This window comes from Streptomyces sp. NPDC053431, from assembly GCF_044544925.1.
Taxonomy (GTDB): Bacteria; Actinomycetota; Actinomycetes; order Streptomycetales; family Streptomycetaceae; genus Streptomyces.
In genome coordinates this window covers 98,486-120,760 of sequence record NZ_JBITXX010000011.1, presented here as the reverse complement: position 1 = coordinate 120,760, position 22,275 = coordinate 98,486, and the positions used below count along the sequence as shown (strand labels likewise).

The 22,275-nt window shown below is 73.5% G+C and carries 18 protein-coding genes; 10 read left to right on the top strand and 8 right to left on the bottom strand.

Annotation, left to right across the window (positions count from 1 at the left end; all coding sequences use genetic code 11):
• The 3 genes from ACIGXE_RS24395 to ACIGXE_RS24385 all read right to left on the bottom strand — a co-directional run.
• Nucleotides 1-2,497 (bottom strand): hypothetical protein (locus tag ACIGXE_RS24395; protein ID WP_399750775.1); only part of this gene is annotated, 2,497 nt, incomplete at its 3' end.
• A gap of 163 nt (nt 2,498-2,660) precedes the next feature.
• On the bottom strand, nt 2,661-4,010 hold the full coding sequence (locus ACIGXE_RS24390) for a PAS domain-containing protein (RefSeq protein WP_399750773.1): 1,350 nt from the start codon (nt 4,008-4,010) through the stop codon (nt 2,661-2,663).
• 116 nt (nt 4,011-4,126) lie between these two features.
• Nucleotides 4,127-5,266, bottom strand: a complete 1,140-nt coding sequence (locus ACIGXE_RS24385; RefSeq protein WP_399750771.1) for a LuxR C-terminal-related transcriptional regulator — start codon at nt 5,264-5,266, stop codon at nt 4,127-4,129.
• A gap of 261 nt (nt 5,267-5,527) precedes the next feature.
• On the opposite strand from ACIGXE_RS24385, the gene ACIGXE_RS24380 reads away from it, so the two are divergent.
• The 9 genes from ACIGXE_RS24380 to ACIGXE_RS24340 all read left to right on the top strand — a co-directional run bounded on the left by ACIGXE_RS24380 (nt 5,528) and on the right by ACIGXE_RS24340 (nt 15,430).
• Entirely contained in the window at nt 5,528-6,190 is a 663-nt protein-coding gene (locus ACIGXE_RS24380; RefSeq protein WP_399750769.1) for an NAD(P)-binding domain-containing protein, read from the top strand.
• A 161-nt stretch (nt 6,191-6,351) separates the two neighbouring features.
• Nucleotides 6,352-7,110 carry a BTAD domain-containing putative transcriptional regulator gene (locus ACIGXE_RS24375; RefSeq protein ID WP_399750766.1) on the top strand — a complete coding sequence of 253 codons (759 nt, stop codon included), beginning with the start codon at nt 6,352-6,354 and terminating at the stop codon, nt 7,108-7,110.
• A 144-nt stretch (nt 7,111-7,254) separates the two neighbouring features.
• Nucleotides 7,255-8,628, top strand: coding sequence for an FAD-binding oxidoreductase (locus ACIGXE_RS24370; RefSeq protein WP_399750764.1), 1,374 nt, complete (start codon nt 7,255-7,257; stop codon nt 8,626-8,628).
• Nucleotides 8,629-8,741: 113 nt separating this feature from the next.
• Complete coding sequence (locus tag ACIGXE_RS24365; protein WP_399750763.1) at nt 8,742-10,106, top strand: MFS transporter; 1,365 nt, start codon at nt 8,742-8,744, stop codon at nt 10,104-10,106.
• Nucleotides 10,107-10,251: 145 nt separating this feature from the next.
• Nucleotides 10,252-11,310, top strand: coding sequence for a phenazine biosynthesis protein (locus ACIGXE_RS24360; protein ID WP_399750761.1), 1,059 nt, complete (start codon nt 10,252-10,254; stop codon nt 11,308-11,310).
• Nucleotides 11,310-12,686 (top strand): aldehyde dehydrogenase family protein, encoded by a 1,377-nt coding sequence (locus tag ACIGXE_RS24355; protein ID WP_399750759.1) that lies wholly within the window; start codon nt 11,310-11,312, stop codon nt 12,684-12,686. Before ACIGXE_RS24360 ends, ACIGXE_RS24355 begins: the two co-directional genes overlap by 1 nt.
• Nucleotides 12,687-12,719: 33 nt before the next feature.
• Nucleotides 12,720-13,103: a tyrosinase family oxidase copper chaperone gene (locus ACIGXE_RS24350; RefSeq protein WP_399750757.1), complete on the top strand. Its 384-nt coding sequence runs from the start codon at nt 12,720-12,722 to the stop codon at nt 13,101-13,103.
• A gap of 29 nt (nt 13,104-13,132) precedes the next feature.
• On the top strand, nt 13,133-14,053 hold the full coding sequence (gene griF / locus ACIGXE_RS24345) for a grixazone synthase (RefSeq protein WP_399750755.1): 921 nt from the start codon (nt 13,133-13,135) through the stop codon (nt 14,051-14,053).
• Nucleotides 14,054-14,134: 81 nt separating this feature from the next.
• Nucleotides 14,135-15,430, top strand: coding sequence for an MFS transporter (locus tag ACIGXE_RS24340; protein ID WP_399750754.1), 1,296 nt, complete (start codon nt 14,135-14,137; stop codon nt 15,428-15,430).
• Between the two features lie 61 nt (nt 15,431-15,491).
• Here the strand turns inward: ACIGXE_RS24340 and griH are convergent, their stop codons facing one another.
• The 4 genes from griH to pdxH form a co-directional block, all read right to left on the bottom strand.
• Nucleotides 15,492-16,598 carry a 3-amino-4-hydroxybenzoic acid synthase gene (gene griH, locus ACIGXE_RS24335; RefSeq protein ID WP_399750752.1) on the bottom strand — a complete coding sequence of 369 codons (1,107 nt, stop codon included), beginning with the start codon at nt 16,596-16,598 and terminating at the stop codon, nt 15,492-15,494.
• A gap of 33 nt (nt 16,599-16,631) precedes the next feature.
• A complete protein-coding gene (locus tag ACIGXE_RS24330) occupies nt 16,632-17,462 on the bottom strand; it encodes a 2-amino-3,7-dideoxy-D-threo-hept-6-ulosonate synthase (protein WP_399750750.1) in 831 nt (276 codons plus the stop codon).
• A gap of 142 nt (nt 17,463-17,604) precedes the next feature.
• A complete protein-coding gene (locus ACIGXE_RS24325; protein WP_399750748.1) occupies nt 17,605-18,867 on the bottom strand; it encodes an aspartate kinase in 1,263 nt (420 codons plus the stop codon).
• Between the two features lie 381 nt (nt 18,868-19,248).
• The gene (pdxH, locus tag ACIGXE_RS24320) at nt 19,249-19,875 is read right to left on the bottom strand and encodes a pyridoxamine 5'-phosphate oxidase (protein ID WP_399751074.1); all 627 of its coding nucleotides are present in this window, start codon (nt 19,873-19,875) and stop codon (nt 19,249-19,251) included.
• A gap of 238 nt (nt 19,876-20,113) precedes the next feature.
• Here pdxH and ACIGXE_RS24315 point away from each other — a divergent pair, with 238 nt between their 5' ends.
• Nucleotides 20,114-21,223, top strand: coding sequence for a citrate synthase 2 (locus ACIGXE_RS24315; RefSeq protein ID WP_399750746.1), 1,110 nt, complete (start codon nt 20,114-20,116; stop codon nt 21,221-21,223).
• Here the strand turns inward: ACIGXE_RS24315 and ACIGXE_RS24310 are convergent.
• A complete protein-coding gene (locus ACIGXE_RS24310) occupies nt 21,193-22,233 on the bottom strand; it encodes an isopenicillin N synthase family dioxygenase (RefSeq protein ID WP_399750744.1) in 1,041 nt (346 codons plus the stop codon). The genes ACIGXE_RS24315 and ACIGXE_RS24310 overlap by 31 nt on opposite strands.
• Nucleotides 22,234-22,275 lie beyond the last annotated feature (42 nt).

Here is a 22,275-nt window from a genome sequence, read left to right as displayed (position 1 = left end):
CCGACACCCCCGCCGCCGGAATGCCGGCCGTACCCGTCACCTGGAGAGTGACCGTCTGCCCCGGACCGACCTTCGCCTTCGGCGCACCCAGACCGGACATCGTGTTCATCACCCGCACCGGCCCCAGGGGCCGGTACGTCGCTCCGGAGCCGTCCGTCACGTAGTAGCCGGACACGTCCGCGAGCAGGTCCACCGAGCCGCTGTGGTTGTAGAAGCTCACCTTCCCGTCCGCCGACACCGGCACCACGACCAGGTTCGGGATCGTCCGCCCCGCGGTGAAGTTGAGATTCGACGTCGCCGGACGGGCCGTCCCCGCCGGGAAGACCGACACGAATCCGGCCGCCGTCGGCGCCACCGCCGTCACGTTCATCACGACCGCCGACACCCCCGCCGCCGGAATGCCGGCCGTACCCGTCACCTGGAGAGTGACCGTCTGCCCCGGACCGACCTTCGCCTTCGGCGCACCCAGACCGGCCATCGTGTTCATCAGCCGGGCCGGGGCCATCGGCCGCAGGGTGCCGAGGCCGGAGGCCGCCGGCGTGACGGTGAACGTACCGGCCGGGTACTCCTGACCCAGCGCGTAGTAGCGCACCTTCCAGTCACCGAGGGTGGTGGCGGCGCCCAGCGCCACCGTCACCGTTAGGGTCCGGGCGTCGGGCGAGACCGCGACCCGCGTGGTCGACAGCGTCGCCCCGTCCTTGGTGAGCTTGACCGTGTCCTTCATGCTCAGCGAGGTGCCGTGCACGGTGAGCGTCGCGACCGAGCCGCGCGGGGCGGACGACGGGGAGACGGACGAGACGGACACCGGCACCCCGCCGCAGAGGGTCCTGGTCTCCGTGTTGCAGTCGACCTCGGCCCGGTAGGAGGCCTGGGACGCCTGCTCGGGCAGCCCGAGCACCAGGACGGTCGGGGCCGGCACCGGCGTCGCGGACCGCTCTCCGAGGACGCAGCGGTAGCCGCCTCGCGGATCGGTGCGGCACGTGTTGCGCAGACCGGCGTCCCACAGCGAGGGAACAGCGGTGGTCGCCGTCCCCGCCGGGTCCCGGACCCAGACCCACAGGTCGTCGTCGGACGCGGTGGCCAGCGCGGCGCAGACGGCCGTGTGCTCCTCGTCCAGGGTCCCGGTGACCGGCCCGTAGCCGTCACGGAGGCTCAGCACCTTCGCGCACTCGGGAGCCGGGCCCGCCGCGGTGGCGACACGCATCGCGTCGAGCCGGTAGGGGGCCTGCGGTTGCGGTCGGTAGACCGGGGCGGTGACGACGACCGCGTAGCGCGTGGAACCGGTGACGTTGCAGCCCGCCGCGCACGCGGTCGCACGGCCGGCCTCGTCGATCGCGGCGGCCGACGCCGTGCTGTCGCCCCGGAGGTTGAGGAACAGCACGTCGCCGGCGTCCCCGGTGGTCACCAGGTGGCAGCTGACCGTGCCCGAGATGCCCAGGGGCCCGCCCTTCGCGGGACCCCCCACCGCGGTCGCGGGCTGCGCCGTGCAGCCCGGGGCCGTACCGGTCAGGTCGCGGCGCACGACCGAGAACCCGTCCCGCGGCTCGGTGCGGACGAGCACGGTGTAGGCCTGGCCCGGTGCGAGCGCGCAGGACGAGCCGCAGACCCGCACACCCCCCGCGTCCAGGACCGAGTGCTCGGCCCAGGAGTACCGGCTGGGGTAGCCCTGGTTCGGGCCCGACTGGACCCACTCGCCGTCGAGCGCCTCGGTCTGCACGAACTCGAGCCGCGGGCGGTCGTCGGCGGGAATCGTGAAGCAGTACGCGAAGACGTCCGCCCCGGCCGGGACCGAAGCCCTGGGGCTCGACGTCGTGAAGTCACCGGCCGGGACCACCGGGCAGTCGTTGGGCACGTCCGTGCGGTAGAGGGCCAGCCGGTACGCGCCGACCGGGGCGTAGGTGGAGCCGGTGGAGACCAGCGCCCGATGCGGGGCGGGACCGGTCAGCTCGCAGGTACGGGCGGCCAGAGCGCCCGCCACGCAGATCCTCGTGCCCGTTCCGTCGACGACCTCCACCGAGGCCGTGGACCCACGTGGCGTGAGGGCCTCCATGTGCGCCCCCTCGGGGAGCGAGAGCGTCAGGCAGTCGACGGCGCCGGCCGCCTCGATCGCGCCCGTGAGGGCGCCGGGTGCCGCCGGGACACAGCCCTGCTGCGAGGACCGGTCGAGGATCAGGGTCGGGTCGGCGGTGATCACGCGGTAGACGCTGTCGGCCGTCAGCCGGCATTCGCCCTCGCCGTCGCACACGGCCGCGCCCGTCGCGTCGTACACGGCGAGGCGGGTCCGCGAGCTCGACTCCTGCGCGACGCCGAACACGTCGTACGGGCCCGTGGTGGGCGCGGTGAACGCCTTGCAGTTCCCCGCGGACGTCGCGTCCGTCGGCGCGGAGCCGTAGTCGTTCACGGGCACGGTGACGCAGTCCGTGAAGTCCGGGGCGTCCGCCGCCCGCGCCACGCCCGCCGGCCCGAACGGCAGGATCGGGAGCAGCAGGGACAGCACGAGCGTGAGTGTGGCGAGCAGAGCGGTGTACGGCGCGGTTCTCGGTGCCGTAACCGGAGGTTGGTGCATTTCCCGGTCCCCCCAGGAGCGGTGTCGTCGCGATCGTCGTCGTCGCGGATTCCGCCGCATGATCGCACAGGCGACCGACACCGCTCGCGGCGGATCAGCCTTCCGCCACGCCCAGCGCCTCCCCCACGTCCAGCGCCCCCGCCACCCGTGCCGCCACCGTCTCCGCGTACACCGCGTCCTCGCGTTCGAAGGCCGGGCGGGACGGGGTGCGGAGGAAGGTGGCGATGCCGAGGGTGCGGGCGCGGGCGCGGAGGGGGAGGCAGAGGGCGTGGGCCGTGTCGGGGGGCCAGAGGCGGTCGGTGGACCAGCGGGGGCTGCCTGGCGTGGCACTGGCGCGGGTGGGGCCCTGGCGGCCGAGGGCCTGGAGGGCGGGGTGGGTCGTGGGGTAGCGCAGCGGGATGCCGCCGCTGGCGACGGGGGCGACCGGGCCGGGGGCGCCGGCCGGGCTCGCGAGGGTGCGGACCAGGCGGCCCTCGGGGGTGGCGCGGTCGACGAGGACGTGGTCGGCGAAGCCGGCCAGGGCGAAGTCCAGGAGGACGGCGGCGGCCCGCACCGGGTCCTCGCACTCGGCCGCGGCGGCGCTCGCCCGGTGCAGCTGGCTCCAGCGGAACCGCAGCCGGTCGGCGTCCTGTTCGGCCAGCCGGGCCTCGGTGACGTCCTGGAACAGCCAGCCGACGCCCAGCGGCACGGGCTCGGGCGCCTCGGCGAGCGGGGACGCGAGCCGGACGAAGCCGCAGCGCCAGCAGCGGCGGCGTTCGCCGCGGGCGCCGCGCAGGGTCACCCAGACGTCGGCCGGTTCGGGCGGTGAGCCGGCGGCGAGGACGTGCTGGAGGGCGCTCTCCAGTTCCTCGACGCCCTGGGTGATGAGTTCGCCGAGCGGGCGGCCCAGGAGCGAGCCGCGGGCGGTGCCGAGGGCGCGGGCCGCGTGGCCGTTGACGACGGCGGGGCGCAGGTCGACGTCGACGAGGACGACGCCCCAGGCGGCGTCCGTGAACAGGGCCTCGCTCAGGGCGAGGGAGCGTTCCAGGTCGATCTGGGTGTGGACCTCGCTGAACGCGCAGTAGACGCCGGCCGGCCGCCCGTCGGCGCCGCGCACGCCGGCCGTCTGGGTGCGCACCAGGACCCGGCCGCCGTCCTTGCGGAGCAGCGCGAACTCGTGCACCTGGCGGCCCGGCGCGCTCATCGCGCGCAGCAGCCGGGCCAGCGTCTCCTCGGCGTCGGCGCTGCGCGCCGCCCAGCCGTCGAAGCCGCGCCGGCCGACGGCCTCGCGGGCGGTCCAGCCGAGGATCCGTTCGGCCTCGCGGTTCCAGTGGGTGACGGTGCCGGACGCGTCGAGCGCGCACAGCGCCGCGTCCATCCCGTCCAGCAGGGCGGCGAGGAGGTCGGCCCCCGGCACACCGGGAACCCTCGCCGTGTCGGCCGTGTCACTCGCAGAGCCACTCATGCGGGCACCCCCCGGGCCTCGTTCAACCAGCCTCATTCAACTGGAACGTGACCCAGGACACAGCCCTTTCTGGGAAACCGAGGGGAAACGAGGAGCGACTCCCCGGCGCACGGGGCTCATTCGCCGTGGACGCGGACGATGCCCTTTTCGGCGAAGGGCGCGTAGTACTCGGTGAAGAGCTTGCCCACGAGCTCGCCCCGGCTGGAGACGCCGACCTTCTCGAAGACGCCCTTGATGTAGTCGCGGACGGTGTGCGGGGAGAGGTGGAGCTGCTCGGCGATCTTCCCGGTGGGCAGCCCGCGCGCGATGCACTGGGTCACCTCGGTCTCCCGCTCGGTCAGTTCGAAGGCGTCCACGATGAGCGGCACGATCTCGGAGGTCTTGGCCGGCTCGATCACCACGGCCGAGGGGCCCAGCCGCCCGTCCGCCTCGCGCAGGCAGGAGGCGTGGCACACCAGCCAGTGGCCGGCGCGGGTGCGCACCCGGACCCGGGCGTGGCCGCGGTCGCGGTCCTGGGAGATGGCACGGGCCTTGAGCGCGGTGGCCTGGACCCAGGCGGGCACGCGGAGTCCAGCGGCGGCGACGGACGGTCCCTCGGGGAGGTCCGCGAGGTGGGCGCGGGCGTCGTCGTTGGCCGAGAGGAGTGCGCCGGAGGCGTCGAAGAGGAGCAGGCCCGGGCCGTGCGGGGAGTCCGGCAGCGGCTGCGGGGCCGTGCCGGCGAAGGAGCGCAGCCGCCGGGCGAGCGGGGTGACCAGGCTCTCGACGAGCCGGGTCTCCGCGGGGCCGAACGCGGGCCGCCCGTGGGCCCGGAAGAGGCTGATGTGGCCGTGCGGGCGCCCTCCGACGCGCAGCACGGCCCGTAACTCGTCCTGCAGGCCCCGGGGTTTCATGAAGGAGTGGTAGAGGCTGCTGCGGGCCGGCAGGTCGCCGGTGGCCTCGCGCAGGCCCGCCACCGGCACCTTGGCCTGGGCGAGGTCGCGGAACAGGTTCACGTTCTCGGTGAAGAGCTCGGTCTCCCAGTAGACGGCGCAGCCGTGTTCGTCGAGGTTCTCGGCGCGGATGGGCGCGGCCATCATGCCGGTCTCCGGGTCCGTGACGCGCCAGACGGCGGCGTCGTACGGGACGAGGCGGCGGACGTGGTGGGACGCCTCGGCGAACATGCCGAGGGCGTCGTCGCTCTTCGCGGCCCGCGCGAGCAGCTCGGCGCGACCGATGTCGATTCGGGAAGCACGCGATACGCGGCCGGCACTGGTCATCCCTTGATCCTGACAGGACCGGGGCGGAGCGCCAACCCCTCACTTGAGGGGGGTGGAAAACCTCGTGGCGCCGACGTGGGATTACCGGAAGCCGGACCGCCCATTTGAAGGATGAACGGCTCCCCGCGCAACCCCCTCGAAAGGGGGGATGAAACGGAGGAGACCTTGCGACAAAATTCCCCGGCACGCATTCCGACAGGGCTCCGGGGGACTCCGAAGCTCTTTCGGACAGCGACTTCCGGGCAGGCGGTGGGTACGCGTATGAAAGTGGGCATCATCGGCGCCGGCGCCATGGGCAGGGCCATGGCCCGCCGGGCCGCGCAGGCCGGGGCGGACGTGCGGCTCGCCGACCGCAGCGTCGGCCGGGCGCGCCGGGTGGCCCGCGAGGCGACGGCCGGAAGCACGGGGGTGGTCGAGGCCGCCACCGTCGCGGCCGCCCTGCGGCCCGGTCTGGTGATCCTGGCCGTGGACCGGGCCGAGTCCCTGGAGTTCCTGCGCTGCCACCGCCGGCTGCTCGCGGGCAAAGTGCTCGTGGAGGTGACGGCTCCCCGGACGGACGCGTACGGGGAGGACGCCCGGGGGACCGGCACGTACGGCCCCGAGCCGTACGGCACCGAGATGTGCGACCTGATGGCGGCGGTGCCCGGCGCCTCCTGGGTGCGGGCCTGCGCCGCCGGTGACGCGGAGTCGATCTACCGCGGTCTGATCGACGGACATCCCGTCGACATATTCGTGGCCGCCGACGACGAACCGGCCAAGATCCGGGTGATCGAGCTCGCCAATCGTTCCGGCCTGCGCGCCCTCGACGCCGGACGGCTCGACCGCGCTCGGGTTCTCGACGAATTGACATCTCTGGGTAGAGAAATCAGCCACAGACTGGCTGCGCCGGAAGGCTGGGGAATAAAGTTGCTGCCCAGCTGGTGAGCGGCCGTCCGACCAACGACCAATTCCACTGGCAATCCGATCTTGGGGGAAGATCCATGACCAGAGAACCGGCGACTTTTCTCGCCCTGGGAGCCCTTGTCGTGCACGGTACGCACGGCGAGGTGAAGCTCAGCGGAAACCGTCAGCGCATATTGCTGACGATGTTGTTACTGGAGGGCAACCGGGTGGTCGGCGTCGACCGCCTCATCCGCGCCATCTGGGGCGACGCACCGCCCGCGACCGCCCGGAGCCAGATCCGCATCTGCGTCTCCTCGCTGCGCCGGCAGTTCGCCTCCGGCGACGTCGCCGCGACCATCGAGACCCACAAGACCGGCTACCGGCTGCGGACTCCGGAGTCCGGCATCGACCTGCACCGCTTCGGGCAGCTGATATCCCGGGCCAGAGGCGAGGCGGCCGACCGCCCCGACCTCGAACTGGCGTTGCTCTACCGAGAGGCCCTCGCCCTGTGGCGGGGGCCTCTCGGCGAAGGGCTCGGCAGCCCGCTCCTGGACACGGTGGCCCTCAAGTACCACGAGGACTACCACTCCGCCCTGGAGGACTGCTACGAGCTGGAGCTCCGGCTCGGCTACCACCGCCGGGTCCTCGGCGAACTCACCCACCACGTCTCCGAACACCCGTTCCGCGAGACCCTCATCGCCCAGCTGATGATCGCCCTCTACCGCTCCGGGCGGACCGCGGACGCCCTCGCCCTGTTCCGCGACACCCACCGCCGCTTCCGCGACGAGCTCGGCATCGTCCCCGGCGAACGGCTCCAGGCGATCGAGAGCCTGATCCTCGGCGCCACCGACAAGACGACCGGCGACCGGGGCGGGCTGCTCGACGGCCCGGCCCAGCATCCCTGCCCCGACGAGGCCCTCCTCTTCGGGCAGCCGGCCGCCGCCGGCCGCATCCGCCGCTGACCGGCTTCCCCCCTCAGCTGAGGGGGGCGGCCGGAGCGAAGTCCCTCCTCCGCAGGGGATGGGGCGCCCCGCGCGTCACGGAAAGACTCGGGGGCGCATCCAGGCACGGCACTCAAGGGCCGTACGCAGAGAGAGGGGCCGTCCATGGCTCGCCAGCCTCAGTACTCCGTCATCCCGGACAGCGCCGTGGACCGGCTCGTCTCCGAGGTGAAGGGCGAGGTCTTCCTCCCGGACGACCCGGGGTACGAGGCCGAGCTCGACGGCTTCAACCGGATCGGCCGGCACCGGCCGGCCGTCGTGGTGGGCGCGGTCGCCGCCGAGGACGTCGTGGCCGCGGTCCGCCTCGCCACCGAACTCGGGCTGCCCGTCGGCGTGCAGGCCACCGGCCACGGCATCGCCGCCCCGGCCGAGGACGCGCTTCTGGTCACCACCCACCGGATGAACGCCGTCGCCGTCGACCCGGTCGCCCGGATCGCCCGCGTCGAGGCCGGGGCGCAGTGGCACCAGGTCATCGCGACCGCCGCGTACCACGGCCTCGCACCGCTCAACGGCTCCTCGCACCTGGTCGGCGTCGTCGGCTACACCCTGGGCGGCGGCCTCGGCCCGCTCGGCCGGCTGTACGGCTACGCGGCCGACCACGTCACCCGGGTGCACCTCGTCACCGCCGACGGCCGGCACCGCACGGTCACCCCCGACGCCGACGGCGACCTGTTCTGGGCGCTGCGCGGCGGCAAGGGCAACTTCGGCATCGTCACCGCCCTGGAGTTCCGCCTCGTCCCCGTCGCCCGGCTGTACGGCGGCGGCCTCTACTTCCCCGGCACCCAGGCCGCGGCCGTGCTCGACGCCTGGCGCACCTGGACGGGGACCGTGCCCGAGACCCTGACCTCCTCCGTGGCCCTGCTCCGGCTGCCCGGCCTGCACCAGGTGCCCGACCACCCGGCCGGCGAACTCGCCGTCCACGTCCGGATCGCGTTCACCGGCACCCAGGAGGACGGCGAGGAACTGCTCCGCCCGCTGCGCGCGGCCGGCACCCTGCTCGCGGACACCGTCACCGAGATGCCGTACCGGGACGTCGCAGAGATCCACCAGGACCCGACCGAGCCGCTGCCGTACCACGAACGCAACATCGTGCTGCGGGAGTTCGACGAGGACGCGCTGGCCGCCCTGCTCGCCGCGGCCGGCCCGGACAGCGGCTGCACCGACCCGATGGTGGAGCTCCGGCACCTGGGCGGGGCGCTGTCCCGCCCGCCGGCCGTGGCCAACGCGGTCGGCCGCGACGGGGCGTACACCCTGTCCACGCTCTCCCTGCCGGGCTCGCCCGACGTGGTGCTGCGGCCGCTCGCCGGCTGGTCCACCGGGCGGCGCTACCTCAACTTCCTCGCCGGAGCCGACACCGCCGGCTCCGCCCCGGACTGCTTCGACCGGGCGACCTTCGCCCGGCTGCTCCAGGTCAAGAAGCACTACGACCCGCACAACACCTTCCGGCTCGGGCACGCGCTGCTCCCCGACGCCTCCTGAGCCGCTCCGCGGGCCGGGCCGGGCCCGTACCCCCGAACGGGCCCGACCCGGCCACCTCCCCCGTCCCGTGTCCACCGACCCACGACCCCGCTCGTCTCCGTAGGAGGAGACCCATGACCACCGACCAGGCCGTGCCCACCACTTCCGGGCAGCCCGCGGCCGTCCTCAGCGCCCGGTCCGCCGGGCTCCGCTACGGCGCCCTGTTCGGGCCCGCCGTCTTCGGCGTCACCGCCGCCGGAGTCGCCCTGCCCGACGTCGCCAAGGCCCTGCACGCCACCCCGGCCACCGCCGCCTGGGTGCTCACCGCGCACGCGCTCGCGCTCGGCGTCGGCACCGCCCTCTTCGGCCGGCTCGCCGACTCGAAGGGCGTGCGCACCTCGCTGCTCGTCGGCTCCGTCGTGCTCGCCGTCGGCACCGTGATCTGCCTGCTGGCCCCGAGCATCGGCGTCCTCGTCGGCGGCCGCTTCGTGCTCGCCGCCGGCTCCGGCGCCATGACCTCCGGCGCGCTCGCGCTGTCGGCGGGCGCGCCCCCGGCCGACCGGCCCAAGGTGCTGGGCGGATTCGGCGCCACGATGGCCGTCTTCTCCGCCAGCGCCACCCTCGCCGGCGGTGTGTTCACCCAGTGGGTGACCTGGCGGATCGCCCTCGTCCTGCCCGCCCTGTCGCTGCTCGCGGTGCCGCTGTGCCTGCGCGCCGCCTCCGCCCGGGCCGGCAGCGGACGCCGGCTCGACCTGCCCGGCGCGGTGCTCCTGACCGTCGCCGCCATGTCCTTCCTGCTGCTCATCCAGTCGTACTCGCTCGGCCTGTCCACCTCGATCGTGATCGCCCTCGCCGCCGCGCTCCTGGTGTCCCTGGCCGGCCTGGTGCAGCGGGTGCGGACCACCGAGGGCTCGTTCGTGCCGCGCCGGCTGGTCGCGGACGGCGTGTTCCTGCGCGCCTCGATCACCGGTGTCGGCGCCTACGCGGGCCTGTTCGCCGCCATGTACCTGGTGCCGCAGATCCTGGTCGGCGGGCACGGCTGGAGCGTCCTCGCGGTCGGCACGTGGCTGCTGCCCGGCGCGGCGGTCGGCGCGGTCCTGTCCCGCTTCGCCGGCAAGTTCGCCGGCGGCCGGGCCGGGGCCGTGATGCTCAGCCTGATCGCCCTCGCGATGGCCGTGGTGCTCGTCCTGACGGCCGCCACGACCAACCCGACGCCGCTGCTCGTCGGCGCCTCGCTCGGCTTCGCGGGATTCGCCGTCACCCAGGTCATCACCACCGCCCTCATGTCGGCGCACGTCGAACCCGCCCTGCGCGGCGGCGCGATGGGCCTGCTCAACCTGACCTTCTTCGTGGGCGGCGGCGTCGGCAGCGCCACCGCCGGCGCGCTCGTCAAGTCGCTGGACCTGACCACCGTGCTCGCCGTCGTCGCGGTCTTCCCGCTGATCGCCGCGGCCGCCGCGCTCACCCTGCGCGCCGGGGGCGGCGCGGCCAAGGCCTGACCCGGAGGCCCGCTCCCCCGGCCCACCCGGCGCCGGGTCCCCGGCGGGCCCGGCACCGAAACAACACCAATACAGCCGCGATAGGCGCCGACCGAAGGATGGGCTCGTCGGCGCCTCTTCGCGTTGAAGGAGACCAGTACTCGTCATGACCGACTCCCCGACCACGGAATTCGACCTGCACATACGGAAGTCGATGGCCTGGCACTTCGGTGCGGACACCGGCTCCCCGTTCTGGCTCGCCAAGCGCGACAGCCTCGGCTTCGACCCGCTCACCGACATCGGCGGGCTCGCGGACCTCACCCGCTTCCCCGACGTCAGCGCCGAACTGCGCACCGTGCCCGTCGGCGACCTCATCCCGCGCGGCGTCTCCGACCGCGTCTTCCGCGTGTACGACTCCGGCGGCACCACGGGCTCCCCGAAGCGGATCGTCGACAGCGCCGCCCGCGCCGAACTCCTCGTCTGGGCCCGGCAGCGGCTCGTCGAGAGCGGGGTGCCCGCCGAGGGCGACTGGCTGCACCTGGGCCCGAGCGGACCGCACGTCATCGGCTACGACGTCTCCCGCTACGCCGCCCTGTCCGGTGCCCTCTTCCACACCGTCGACCTCGACCCGCGCTGGGTGAAGCGGCTGCTCGCCGACGGCCGCGAGGACGAGGCCGAGCGCTACGTCCAGCACCTGCTCGACCAGGCCGAGACGATCCTGGCCAGCCAGCGGGTGGCCGTCCTCAGCTCCACCCCGCCGCTCCTGGAGGCGATCTGCGCCCGCCCCGCGCTCTACGAGCTGGTGCGGAAGAACGTGCGGGCGGTCATCTGGGCCGGCACCTCCATCAGCGCCGAGAGCCTGCGGATGCTCGACCAGGAGTTCTTCCCCGACGCGGCCGTCGTCGGCGTCTACGGCAACAGCCTCATGGGCGTCGCCCCGCAGCGCCCCGCCGTCCCCGGCGACAGCCACCCGTGCGTCTTCGAGCCGTACCCCGCCACCACCCGCCTCGAACTCGTCGACGACGAGGGCAAGCCCGTGGCGTACGGGGAACGCGGCCGGGTCCGGCTGCACCTGGTCGCCGAGGAGATGTTCCTGCCCAACGTCCTGGAGCGGGACAGCGCGATCCGGATCGCCCCGCGCCCCGGCTCCCCCGTGGACGGCCTCGCCGACGTGCAGACCTACCGCGCCGTCGACGACGTGCGCGTCATCGAGGGGGTCTACTGATGGCGGACGACCGGCCGATCGGTGTCGACCCGCTCGTCTGCGGCCGACCCGTCACCAGCTCCGACCGCGGCCGGCTGCCCGACGTGCGCGGCGGCGACCTCGCCGACGTCGGCTCCGCCCCGCGGCTCATGGCGCTCGCCGCGCTGCGCGAGCTGCGCGCCCACGCCGACGGCGTCCCGGTCCCCCAGGAGGTCTTCGACCGGGCGGCCGAGCTGTTCGAGGAGGCCACCCTGGAGGGCGAGTCGCCGGAGGACTACGCCGACCGCGTCTCGTACGCGACCGGGCTCACGGCCGCCGCCGTCGCCCAGTCCGTCCGCGACCTCGTCGACGAGCTGCGCGAGCTGTCCGAGACGACCGCCGCCGAACTGCCCGGCACGGGCTTCGGCGCCGGTTTCGTGACCCGCTGGGTGCCGCGCGGACGGGTCTTCGCCGCCGTCATGGCCAGCAACCACCCGACGCCCAACGTCACCTGGGCGCAGGCCCTCTTCCACGGCTACAGCGTGGCCGTGAAGCCGGGCAGCCGGGACCCGTTCACCCCGCTGCGGCTCACCCGGGCGCTGCTCGCCGCCGGACTGCCCGCGCAGAAGCTGGCGTTCCTGCCGGCCTCGCACGAGACCGGCGAGTTCCTCCTCAAGGAGGCCGACCGCGGCATCGTGTACGGCGGCGACAGCGCCGTACGCCGCTGGCAGGGCGACGAGACGGTCGCCGTCCGCGGCCCCGGCCGTACGAAGGCGCTCCTGGACGCCGAGGCCGACGAGCCGACCGTCGCGCACCTGGCGCTCTCGGCCTCCTTCGACGGGGGCACCCGCTGCACCAACCTCTCGGCGGTCCTGACCACCCGCCCGGTGCACGAGGTCGCCGACGCGCTGGCCCGGCGGCTGGCCGCGCTGCCGAGCGTGCCCGTCACCACCGCCGGCGCCACGCTGCTGGTCGCCGACCGGGAGCGGGCGGCACGCATCCGGCGCCAGGTGGACGAGCTGCGGGCGGCCCCCGGGGTGACCGACCACAGCGCGGGCCACGACCCGGCGGGCGCCGCCACGGTCGTCGAACTCGCCGACGGGTCGCACCTGTTGCGGCCGCTGGTGCTGTCGGTCGACCGGGTGGACCACCCGGCGGTCGGCACCGAGCTGCCGTTCCCCTTCGTGGTCGTGGCGCCGTGGACGCCCGCCGACGGGGTCGCGCCGCTGCGCGCGTCCCTCGCCCTCAACCTGCTCACCGAGGACGAGGAGCTGGTCGACGCGGCCGTGCGCGAGCCGAGCGTCCGGAAGGTCACCCGCGGCGCGGTGCTGCCGTGGACGGCGGTGCCGGGCATTCCGCACGACGACAACTACACGCAGTTCCTGCTGGAGCCCAAGGGCGTCGTGGCCGCGGCCTGACGTGGTCACTCACTCACAACGAAGGGAACCACCGTGTCCATCAAGCGACGCGACATGGTCAAACTGACCGCCGGCGCGGCCCTCGCCGCCTCCGCCGCAGCGGTCCCGTTCGCCACCGGCGCCGCCGGAGCCGACGAGGCCCCCGCCCAGGCCGCGGGCTCCGCGAACGGCGAGTACACCGAGACGTACCAGGGCCGCACCATCCGGGTCGCGGCCGACGGCGGCGTGCACATCGACGGGCGCCCGCTGCACCTCATGAAGTTCGCCGACGACGCCTACCTCAGCTCGCTGTGCCACTACGCGATGGCGCCGACCCCGCTGGTCGCCGCCCGGCGCGCCGTCGAGGAGCTCCGCGGCGCCCAGCTGCTCCCGACCGTCCACGGCGCCCACGTCATGGACGCCACGACGCCCGCCTGACCCGACCGTCCCCGAAACGGAGCTCCGCCATGGTGCACGTACGCAAGAACCACCTCGACATGACGGCCGAGGAGAAGCGCCGATTCATCCACGCGGTCAAGGAGATCAAGCGGAGAGGGATCTACGACCGCTTCGTCGACCTGCACATACGCGTCAACTCCCAGGACTACCTGGACAAGATCACGGGCAAGCGGCTGGGCCACATCAACCCCGGCTTCCTGCCCTGGCACCGCCAGTACCTGCTGCGCTTCGAACGCGAGCTGCAGAAGGTCGACCCGCGGGTCACCCTGCCGTACTGGGACTGGACGACCGACCACGGCGTGGACTCCCCGCTGTGGGACGAGACGTTCATGGGCGGCAACGGGCGCCCCGGCGACCGCCGGGTCATGACCGGTCCCTTCGCCCGGGACAACGGCTGGGTCCTCAACGTCAGCGTGATCCCGGTCGGCGACGAGAACCCGGCCCTCAACGGCAACTACACCCATGACGACCGCGACTTCCTGGTCCGCGACATGGGCACCCTGACCGACAAGCTGCCCACCCCGAAGCAGCTGGACGACACCCTGAACCTGAAGGTGTACGACTCGGCGCCGTTCAACCACACCGCGGGCAGCGAGCCGCCGTACGCGAGCTTCCGCAACCACCTGGAGGGCTACACCAAGTTCGCCTGGGAGGAGAGCGCCGGCAAGCTGCACGCGGCCGGTCACGTGTGGGTCGGCGGCCACATGATGTACATCGGCTCGCCCAACGACCCGGTGTTCTTCCTCAACCACTGCATGATCGACCGCTGTTGGGCGCTGTGGCAGGCCCGGAACCCCGAGGTCCCGCCCTACCTGCCGCTGGAGCCCACCCAGGACGTCCCCGACATCAACACCCTGCTGGGACCCTGGCACACCATGCGGCCCAAGGACCTGATCGACCACACCAAGTGGTACCGCTACGACAAGTGACACCCGGCGGGCGCCGGACCGCGGTCTCCTCGGAGGCCGGGGTCCGGCGCCTTCGTGTCTCCCCACCCCGTGGAGGTAATCGTGCTCCGAAGACACTCCCCCGTGGCCGTCCTCGCCCTGTGCTGGGCGGCGGTCTTCTTCGACGGCTTCGACGTCATGGTGTACGGCGCGGGCCTGCCGTACATGCTCGACGACGCCGCGTTCGGTCTCGACGCGGCGACCGCCGGCACCATCGGCAGCTGGACCACCTTCGGCATGCTGATCGGCGCCCTCGGCTGCGGCAGCCTCACCGACGGCGTGGGCCGCCGCCCGGTGCTCGTCGGCTGCGTCCTGGCCTTCTCCGCCGGCTCCGGCGTCTGCGCGGCGGCCGGCTCGATCGGCGTGTTCGGCGCCGGACGCTTCCTCACCGGCCTCGGCCTGGGCGGGCTCATCCCCGTCTGCCTCGCCGTCGTCGCCGAGTTCACGCCCGAGCGCCGGGTGCCGCTGGCCACCGGCGTCCTCATGTCGGCGTACCACGCGGGCGGCATGGCCGCGACGGGCGTCGGCCTCTCCCTCGCGCCCTCGTACGGCTGGCGCTGGGCCTTCGCCGCGGGCGTCGTGCCCGCGCTCGTCGCCGTACCGCTGCTGCTCCGCTTCCTGCCCGAGTCCCCGACCGTCCTCGCCAACCGGACCCGGTCCGGCCGGAGCGCGTCCGGCGAGGGCGTGGCCGCCCGGGGCCTGGCCGCCCGGGGTCGCTCCGGGGAGCGGGTGCGGGCCGTGGCCGCGCTCGTCGGCCGCGAGCACCGGGCGGCCACGCTGCTCCTGTGGCTGGCCTCCGGGTGCGGGCTGCTGCTCGTGTACGGCCTGAGCACCTGGCTGCCGCAGCTGATGCGGGTCTCGGGCTACGGGCTCGGCTCCTCGGTCGGCTTCCTGATGGCGGTCAACGCGGGCGGCATCGCCGGCATGCTGCTGGCCGGCTGGGTCGCCTCCCGGTTCGGCGCTGTACCGGTGGCCGGGACCTGGTTCGTGCTCACGGCCGGCTCCCTGCTGCTGCTCTCGGTGCGGATGCCGGTGCCGGTGACGTACGTCGTCGTCACGGTGACCGGGATCTGGCTCTACAGCGCCTCGACGATGGTGTACGCGGTGGCCGGCGGCCTCTATCCGGCGGAGCTGCGAGCCCCGGGGCTCGGCTGGGTGGCCGGGGTCGGGCGGCTCGGCGCCGTCCTCAGCCCCTGGCTGGGCGGCTATCTCTTCTCCCACGGCCACGGCCGGTGGGGCTTCTTCGTCTTCGCCGCGGCCGGCCTGACCGGCGCGGTCGCGGTGTTCCTCAGCCGGGCGGTGCGGCGCGGGCCGGCCGAGCCCCCGGCGGACGTCCGGGCCGGCGCGGCCACCGTGTGAGACGGCCCCGGCCGTGCCACCCGTGAGGGGTGGCACGGCCGGGGCGTCGCACCGCGGGGACCTACTTCTCCAGGCAGAACTCGTCGATCGGGTAGCCGACGTGCCGGTCCTCGCTCGGCAGGTAGCCGAGCACGACGTCGCCCGGCTTCAGCTCCGTGCTGTTGAGCACGACGCCGTTGGGGCCGAGGACCCGGACGTGCCAGTCGTCCTGGAGGATCAGGTTGACCCGCTGCCCGTTGGGGGCCTCGGCGTCGATGGAGATCAGCGGACGGGACTCGATCTTCACCCGGCCGACCGTGACCAGCCGCGTGTTGCCCTTCACGTCGACCGCGGTGACCTTGCTGCCGGCCTTGAGCTCGCTGAGGTAGTTGGTGCGCTCGTCCTTGCCCAGCGTGTACGAGTGGATCGCGCCCGCGTTCACCCGGAACGGGCGGGTCGGCATGTACGGCAGCGGGTGGGTCTCGCTGACGCACAGGATCATGCCCTTGGAGTGCGAGCCCACCAGGATGCCCTCGTCCTCGCGGAAGTGGGTGCAGGTGTCCACGCAGGCGCGCTCGCCCATGCCGATGTGGGTGGTCTCCACGATGCGCAGCTCGGTGAGGTTGACGTTCGGCACGTCGGCCTCGGCGGCCCGCTTCAGGGCGGCGGTGTCGCCGACCTTCGCCGGGGCCATCATGACGCCGTCCGAGCCGTGCTCCAGGACGCCGAAGATGATCTCGGCCTCCTCGACGTCCTGCGCGACGGTGACGAGCGAGCCGGTGGCGCGGGCGGCCGCCGCGATCACGATCTCCAGCGGGATCTTCGTGGGGTCGCGGAACAGCAGCACGCTCCACTTCTCGGTGCGCGCCGACTCGCAGGCGTCCTCCAGGGTGGGGGCGTCGATGATCTCGACGAACCGGCCGACCTCCACCTCGGGGTGCTTCAGGGCGAGTTCGGCCGGGGTCACGCCGTGCCTGGCCGGGTCGACGATGACGACGGTCGCGTCGCCGAAGTCCTCCGGCAGCGGCTTGTTCTGCGGGAAAAGGACCTTGGTGATGGTCGGCGGCAGGTCCTTGAGGTGCTCGGTGTCGTCGGCGACGACGGCCTCCACACGGTGGTGCAGCGCCTCCTGGAGGATCGCCTCACGGGCCTCGCCGAGCGAACGGATGTCGAGCCAGCTGATCTTCACGGAACTCTCCTGATCTGTCGGTCTGCTTGCGCTTCAGCGAGTGGTCTGAACGACCCGGTGCGGGTGGTGCGGCGGGGCGGAGGCGGTGGTGCGCCGTCCGTGCACGAGGTCGGAAAGCTTGTCGGTGAGGGCGCCCGGGTTCGGGGCCTGGAAGACGTTGCGGCCCATGGCGATGCCGGCGGCGCCGCCGCTGAGGGCCTCCTCGACGTAGGCGAGGGTGGCCGCCTCGTCGTCGTTGCGGGGGCCGCCGGTCACGATGACCGGGACCGCGGCGGTGGCGGTGACGTCCCGCATCGCCTCGACGGAGCCGACGTACGGGCTCTTCACGATGTCGGCGCCGAGGTCGGCGGCGAGCTGGATCGCGTGGGCGACCAGCGCGGGGTCCCGCGGGTCGGCGATCTTGGGGCCGCGCGGGTACATCATCGCGAGCAGCGGGACGTTCCAGCGGTCGCAGGCGTCGCCCACCGCCGCCAGGTCCGCGACCTGCTCGCGCTCCTCGTCGGCCCCCAGGTTCACGTGCACGCTGACCGCGTCGGCGCCCAGCCGCAGCGCCTCCTCGACGCCGGCCACCAGGTACTTGGCGTTCGGGTCGGGGGCGTGCACGGTACTGGCGCTGAGGTGCACGATCAGCGAGGTGTGCGCGAACCACTCGGGGTCGATCCGCCGCAGCGCGCCCTTGTGCAGCACGACGGCGTCCACGTGGTGGCGGGCCAGGTCGCCGACGAGCGCGCCGACCCGGCTGCCGCCGGTCACGGGGCCGTCGGTGACGGAGTGGTCGAGCGGCACGACGAGGAGCCGGTCGGGTGCGTGGCGGTACAGCCTCCGCAGCCGTAGACGGCGGGCGAAGGACAACTGCTCGGTCATCGGTTCTTCTCCCAGAGGGGGGCGGTGTGCGGGTGGCTCGGATACGGGTGGCGCCCGGGGACGCGGCTCACGTACGGGTGGCGCACGGGTGCGGGGCCGATGTGCGGCCGGCGCGCGTGCGGGTGGCTCACGTGCGGGTGGCTCACGTGCGGGTGGCGAGGGTCAGCGGGCTGTCGTCCGGCGAGCCGTCGAGTTCGAACTCGGTGTGCAGCAGCCGGACGGCGCGGGCCGTCTCGGCGCGCGGCACGGTCACCGAGATGCGCAGCTGGGAGGCGGAGAAGGCGCCGGCGCTGATGCCGCGGTCGGTGAGCGCGGACAGCATCCGGGCCGCGTACTGGGGGCGGCTGAGCAGGCCCTTGCCGACGATCGACACCTTCGCGACCGTGTCGTCCACGGTGAGCGCGTCGGCTCCGTCGGCGGCGTGCGCGGCCAGGAACTCCCGTACCGCCGCGACCCGGGTGTGCGGCACGGTCAGCCCGATGGTGTGGCCGCCGCCGCGCTCCTCGTGCACGGAGGTCATGTCCGCCGGCACGGCCTGCTGGCCGAGCGCGCGGAAGACGGTCAGCGCCGGGTTCTCCGCCGTCCCGGGGGTGCGGACCGTGACGCGGGCCGCGTCCTGGTCGTGGACGACCGCCATGACGGCGGCCTGGGTCTCGAGCATGGTGTCTCCGTCCGTCACGTGGATACGGGTGCCGACCTCGGGGGCCGCGGAGTGGCCGACGTGGATGTCGAGGCCGCAGAGCGCGGCGAGTTCGACCGCGCGGGAGTGCATGACCTTCGCGCCGGCGAAGGCCATCTCCGCCATGACGTCCATGTCGAGCCGGGGCATCAGCCGGGCCGCGGGGACCAGGCGGGGGTCGGCGGTGAGCACGCCGGGGACGTCGGTGTAGATCTCGCAGTGGCTGGCGCCGAGTTCGGCCGCGGCGGCGACGGCGGTGGTGTCGGAGCCGCCGCGGCCCAGCGTGATGATGTCGCCGGCCGCGTCGACGCCCTGGAAACCGGCGATGACGACGACCTGGCCGGCGTCGAGGAGCCGTTCGGCCCGCTCGGTGTCGATGGCGACGATGACGCCCGCGCCCGGCGGCCCGGCGGCGAGGATCCCGGTCTGGGCGCCCGCGAGGGCGGTCGCCGGGGTGCCGAGCCGCTGCAGGGCCATGGCCGTGAGGGCCGCGGAGGCCGCCTCGCCGGTCGCGAGGAGCTGGTCGAGCTCGCGGCCGTCGGCGTCGGGGTTGATCTCGCCGGCGGTGCTGATGAGGTGGTCGGTGGTCTTGCCCTGGGCCGAGACGACGACGGCGACGCGTCGGCCGGACGCGGCGACACGGGCGATCCGGCGGGCCACCCGGCGCAGATGTCCGGTGGTGGCGAGCGAGCTGCCGCCAAACTTCTGCACCACAGTGCTGCCCATGACTCCCCCGCTCGTCGGTGACCTCGTGCCACCGAGCCAACCCGAGCGCCGTATCGGGCCCCGTATTGCGCGGGCTATCCGGAGCGCATCGGGGTCGCATCGGAGCGTGACAGCGAAAAAAAGGGGTTGAACGAGGAGCGGAGCGGTTCTTAGGGTGTGGGCACACGCGAAAGGAGGTGATCCGAAAAAATGGTTTCTTTTCGGACTCGTGAGGTGACTGCGGGCTAAGGCCTGCCGTCGCACTCTGTGCACCTCGGCAGGCCTTCTGCCGAACACCAACGCAGTCACCCGACCCGTGGGCCGCCGGTCAGTCCGGCCGGCTCCTGTCCGAACCTAGGCGGACGGGACCAAGGCCCACGGGTCGCCTGCGTTCCGGGGCCGTCACGGAGACAGGCGCTCGACCTGCCAGATCTCCCCGTCCCGTACGTACCGCAGCCGGTCGTGCAGGCGGTTCTCGTGCCCCTGCCAGAACTCCACCGTCTCGGGCACGACCCGGAAGCCGCCCCACTCCGGCGGCACCGGCACCTGCTCGCGCTCCGGGTAGCGGGCGGCCAGCTCCTCGTAGCGGGCCAGCAGCTCGGCGCGCGACTCGATCACCGAGGACTGGTGGCTGGCCCACGCGCCCAGCTGCGAACCGTGCGGGCGGGTGCGGAAGTAGGCGACCGTCTCGTCGCGGCCGGTGCGGGCCGCCCGGCCGGTGACGATGACCTGGCGGGCCAGCGGGTGCCAGGGGAAGAGCAGGGCCACGTACGGGTTGGCCGCCAGCTCCTGGCCCTTGCGGGAGCCGTAGTTCGTGTAGAACACGAAGCCGGCCTCGTCGTAGTGCTTGAGCAGCACCGTGCGGGAGGACGGGCGGCCGTCGGGAGCGGCGGTGGAGACGACCATCGCGTTGGGCTCGTGGATCGCCGGGTTGGCGGCGGTCTCCTTGAACCAGCGCGCGAACTGTTCGATCGGTTCGGGTGCGAGGTCGGCCACGGTGAGCTCCATGGTCCGGTACTGCTCGCGCATGTCGGCGGGATCGAGAGCGTCGGTCACAGGGCCATCCTGCCGTAGCGCGGGAGTCTGCCCGGCACCGCGTGCGGCTAACCCTTCCTCGCCGGTTCGGCGGAGTGTGCCGGATGTCACCTTTCCCGGCATCATCGGAACCGTACAGACTCATCCCCTGGATCGCTGTTGCCCTCCACCAAGCCAACGGCCGAATGATTGATCATCGATCAGTCGTTCCTCGTGAATCAGGAGCCGCCTCATGTCCGACTTCGTACCCGGGCTCGAAGGAGTCGTCGCGTTCGAGACGGAGATCGCCGAACCCGACAAGGAGGGCGGCGCCCTCCGTTACCGCGGGGTCGACATCGAGGACCTGGTGGGTCACGTCTCCTTCGGCAACGTCTGGGGCCTGCTGGTCGACGGCGCCTTCAACCCGGGTCTGCCGGCCGCCGAGCCCTTCCCGATCCCGGTGCACTCCGGGGACATCCGCGTCGACGTGCAGTCCGCGCTCGCCATGCTCGCCCCGGTCTGGGGCCTGAAACCGCTCCTGGACATCTCCGCCGAGCAGGCCCGCGACGACCTCGCCCGCGCCGCCGTCATGGCCCTCTCGTACGTCGCCCAGTCGGCGCGCGGCCAGGGCCGGCCCATGGTGCCGCAGAGCGAGATCGACAAGGCGCAGTCCATCGTCGAGCGCTTCATGGTCCGCTGGCGCGGCGAGCCGGACCCGAAGCACGTCAAGGCCGTCGACGCCTACTGGACCTCGGCCGCCGAACACGGCATGAACGCCTCCACCTTCACCGCCCGCGTCATCGCCTCCACCGGCGCCGACGTGGCCGCCGCCCTGTCCGGCGCCGTCGGCGCCATGTCCGGCCCGCTGCACGGCGGCGCGCCGTCCCGTGTCCTCGGCATGATCGAGGAGATCGAGCGCACCGGCGACGCCACCGCGTACGTCAAGCAGGCCCTCGACAAGGGCGAGCGCCTCATGGGCTTCGGCCACCGCGTCTACCGCGCCGAGGACCCGCGCGCCCGCGTGCTGCGCCGCACCGCCAAGGAGCTCGCCGCGCCGCGCTTCGAGGTCGCGGAGGCCCTGGAGAAGGCGGCCCTGGAGGAGCTGCACAACCGGCGCCCCGACCGCGTCCTGGCGACCAACGTCGAGTTCTGGGCCGCGATCGTCCTCGACTTCGCCGAGGTCCCGGCGCACATGTTCACCTCGATGTTCACCTGTGCCCGCACGGCCGGCTGGTCGGCGCACATCCTGGAGCAGAAGCGCACCGGCCGCCTGGTCCGTCCCTCGGCCCGCTACACGGGCCCCGGGCAGCGGGACCCGCGCGAGATCGAGGGCTACTCGGACATCACGGACATCGCCGGCTGACCGTCCTTGACCAGCAGGTCCGCGTGGTGCCGGGCCGCCGCCAGGGGGTGGGCGCGCAGCTTGCCCTTCAGCTCGTTGAAGCCGTACTCGGCGAACAGGGGGTTCGCCGGGTCGGCCGTGACGCCGGGGGCGGCGGCCGCGTAGGGGAACTCCAGCGGGGCGATCCGGGCGTCGAGCCGCGGGTTGTAGAAGAACGGGACGGAGAATCGTTCCGTCGCCCCGGGCGGTGACACCACGCGGTGGTTGGTGGCGACCAGATAGCCGTTGGTCGCCACCTCCAGCAGCTCCCCGAGGTTCACCACGAACGCCCCCGGCAGCGGCGGCACGTCGTGGAAGATCCCGTCCTCCCGCTCCACCTGCAGCCCGCCCACGTCGTCCTGGAGCAGCAGCGTCAGGAAGCCGTAGTCCTTGTGCGCCCCGACGCCCTGGTCGTCGCCCTCGCCGCTGCTGCCCGGGTAGCGGACCAGCTTCAGGTGCGGGTGGGCGTGCGCGCCGAAGTCGGCGTCGTAGAAGTCCGGCCGGGCGCCGATCGAGGCGAGCAGCTCGTGCAGCAGCCGCTCGGCGACGCCGGACAGCCGCTCGACCCAGTTCAGCGCGGCGAGCCGGAGCTCGGGCAGCGTCGCGGGCCACTGGTTCGGGCCCTGCAGCCACCAGTACGCGGGCTCCCCCGCCCCCGGCACGTGCGCGGGCCGCTCGGCCCCGATGTCCAGCTGGTCCCGCCAGTCCCGGGCCCCGCCGGTCCGCTCGTCGCCGACCCGGGTGTACCCGCGGAAGTGCGGCGAGTACGTGGTGTCGATGGCCAGCCGCTCCGCCTCCGGCAGCGCGAAGAACGCCCGCATCGCCGAGGTCAGCGCCAGCTTCTCCCCCGCGGTCACACCGTGCCCGACGAGCTGGAAGAAGCCCACGTCATGGGCGGCGGAATGAAGCTGGGCGTGCAGCAGCCGCCGGGCCTGGGGGCCTCGGTCGGCGGCGGAGAGGTCGACGATGGGGAGCTGCGAGGGATAACTCATGGTGTGCGTCCGCGGGGGGTGTACGAGAGGGGTGGGGCGAGG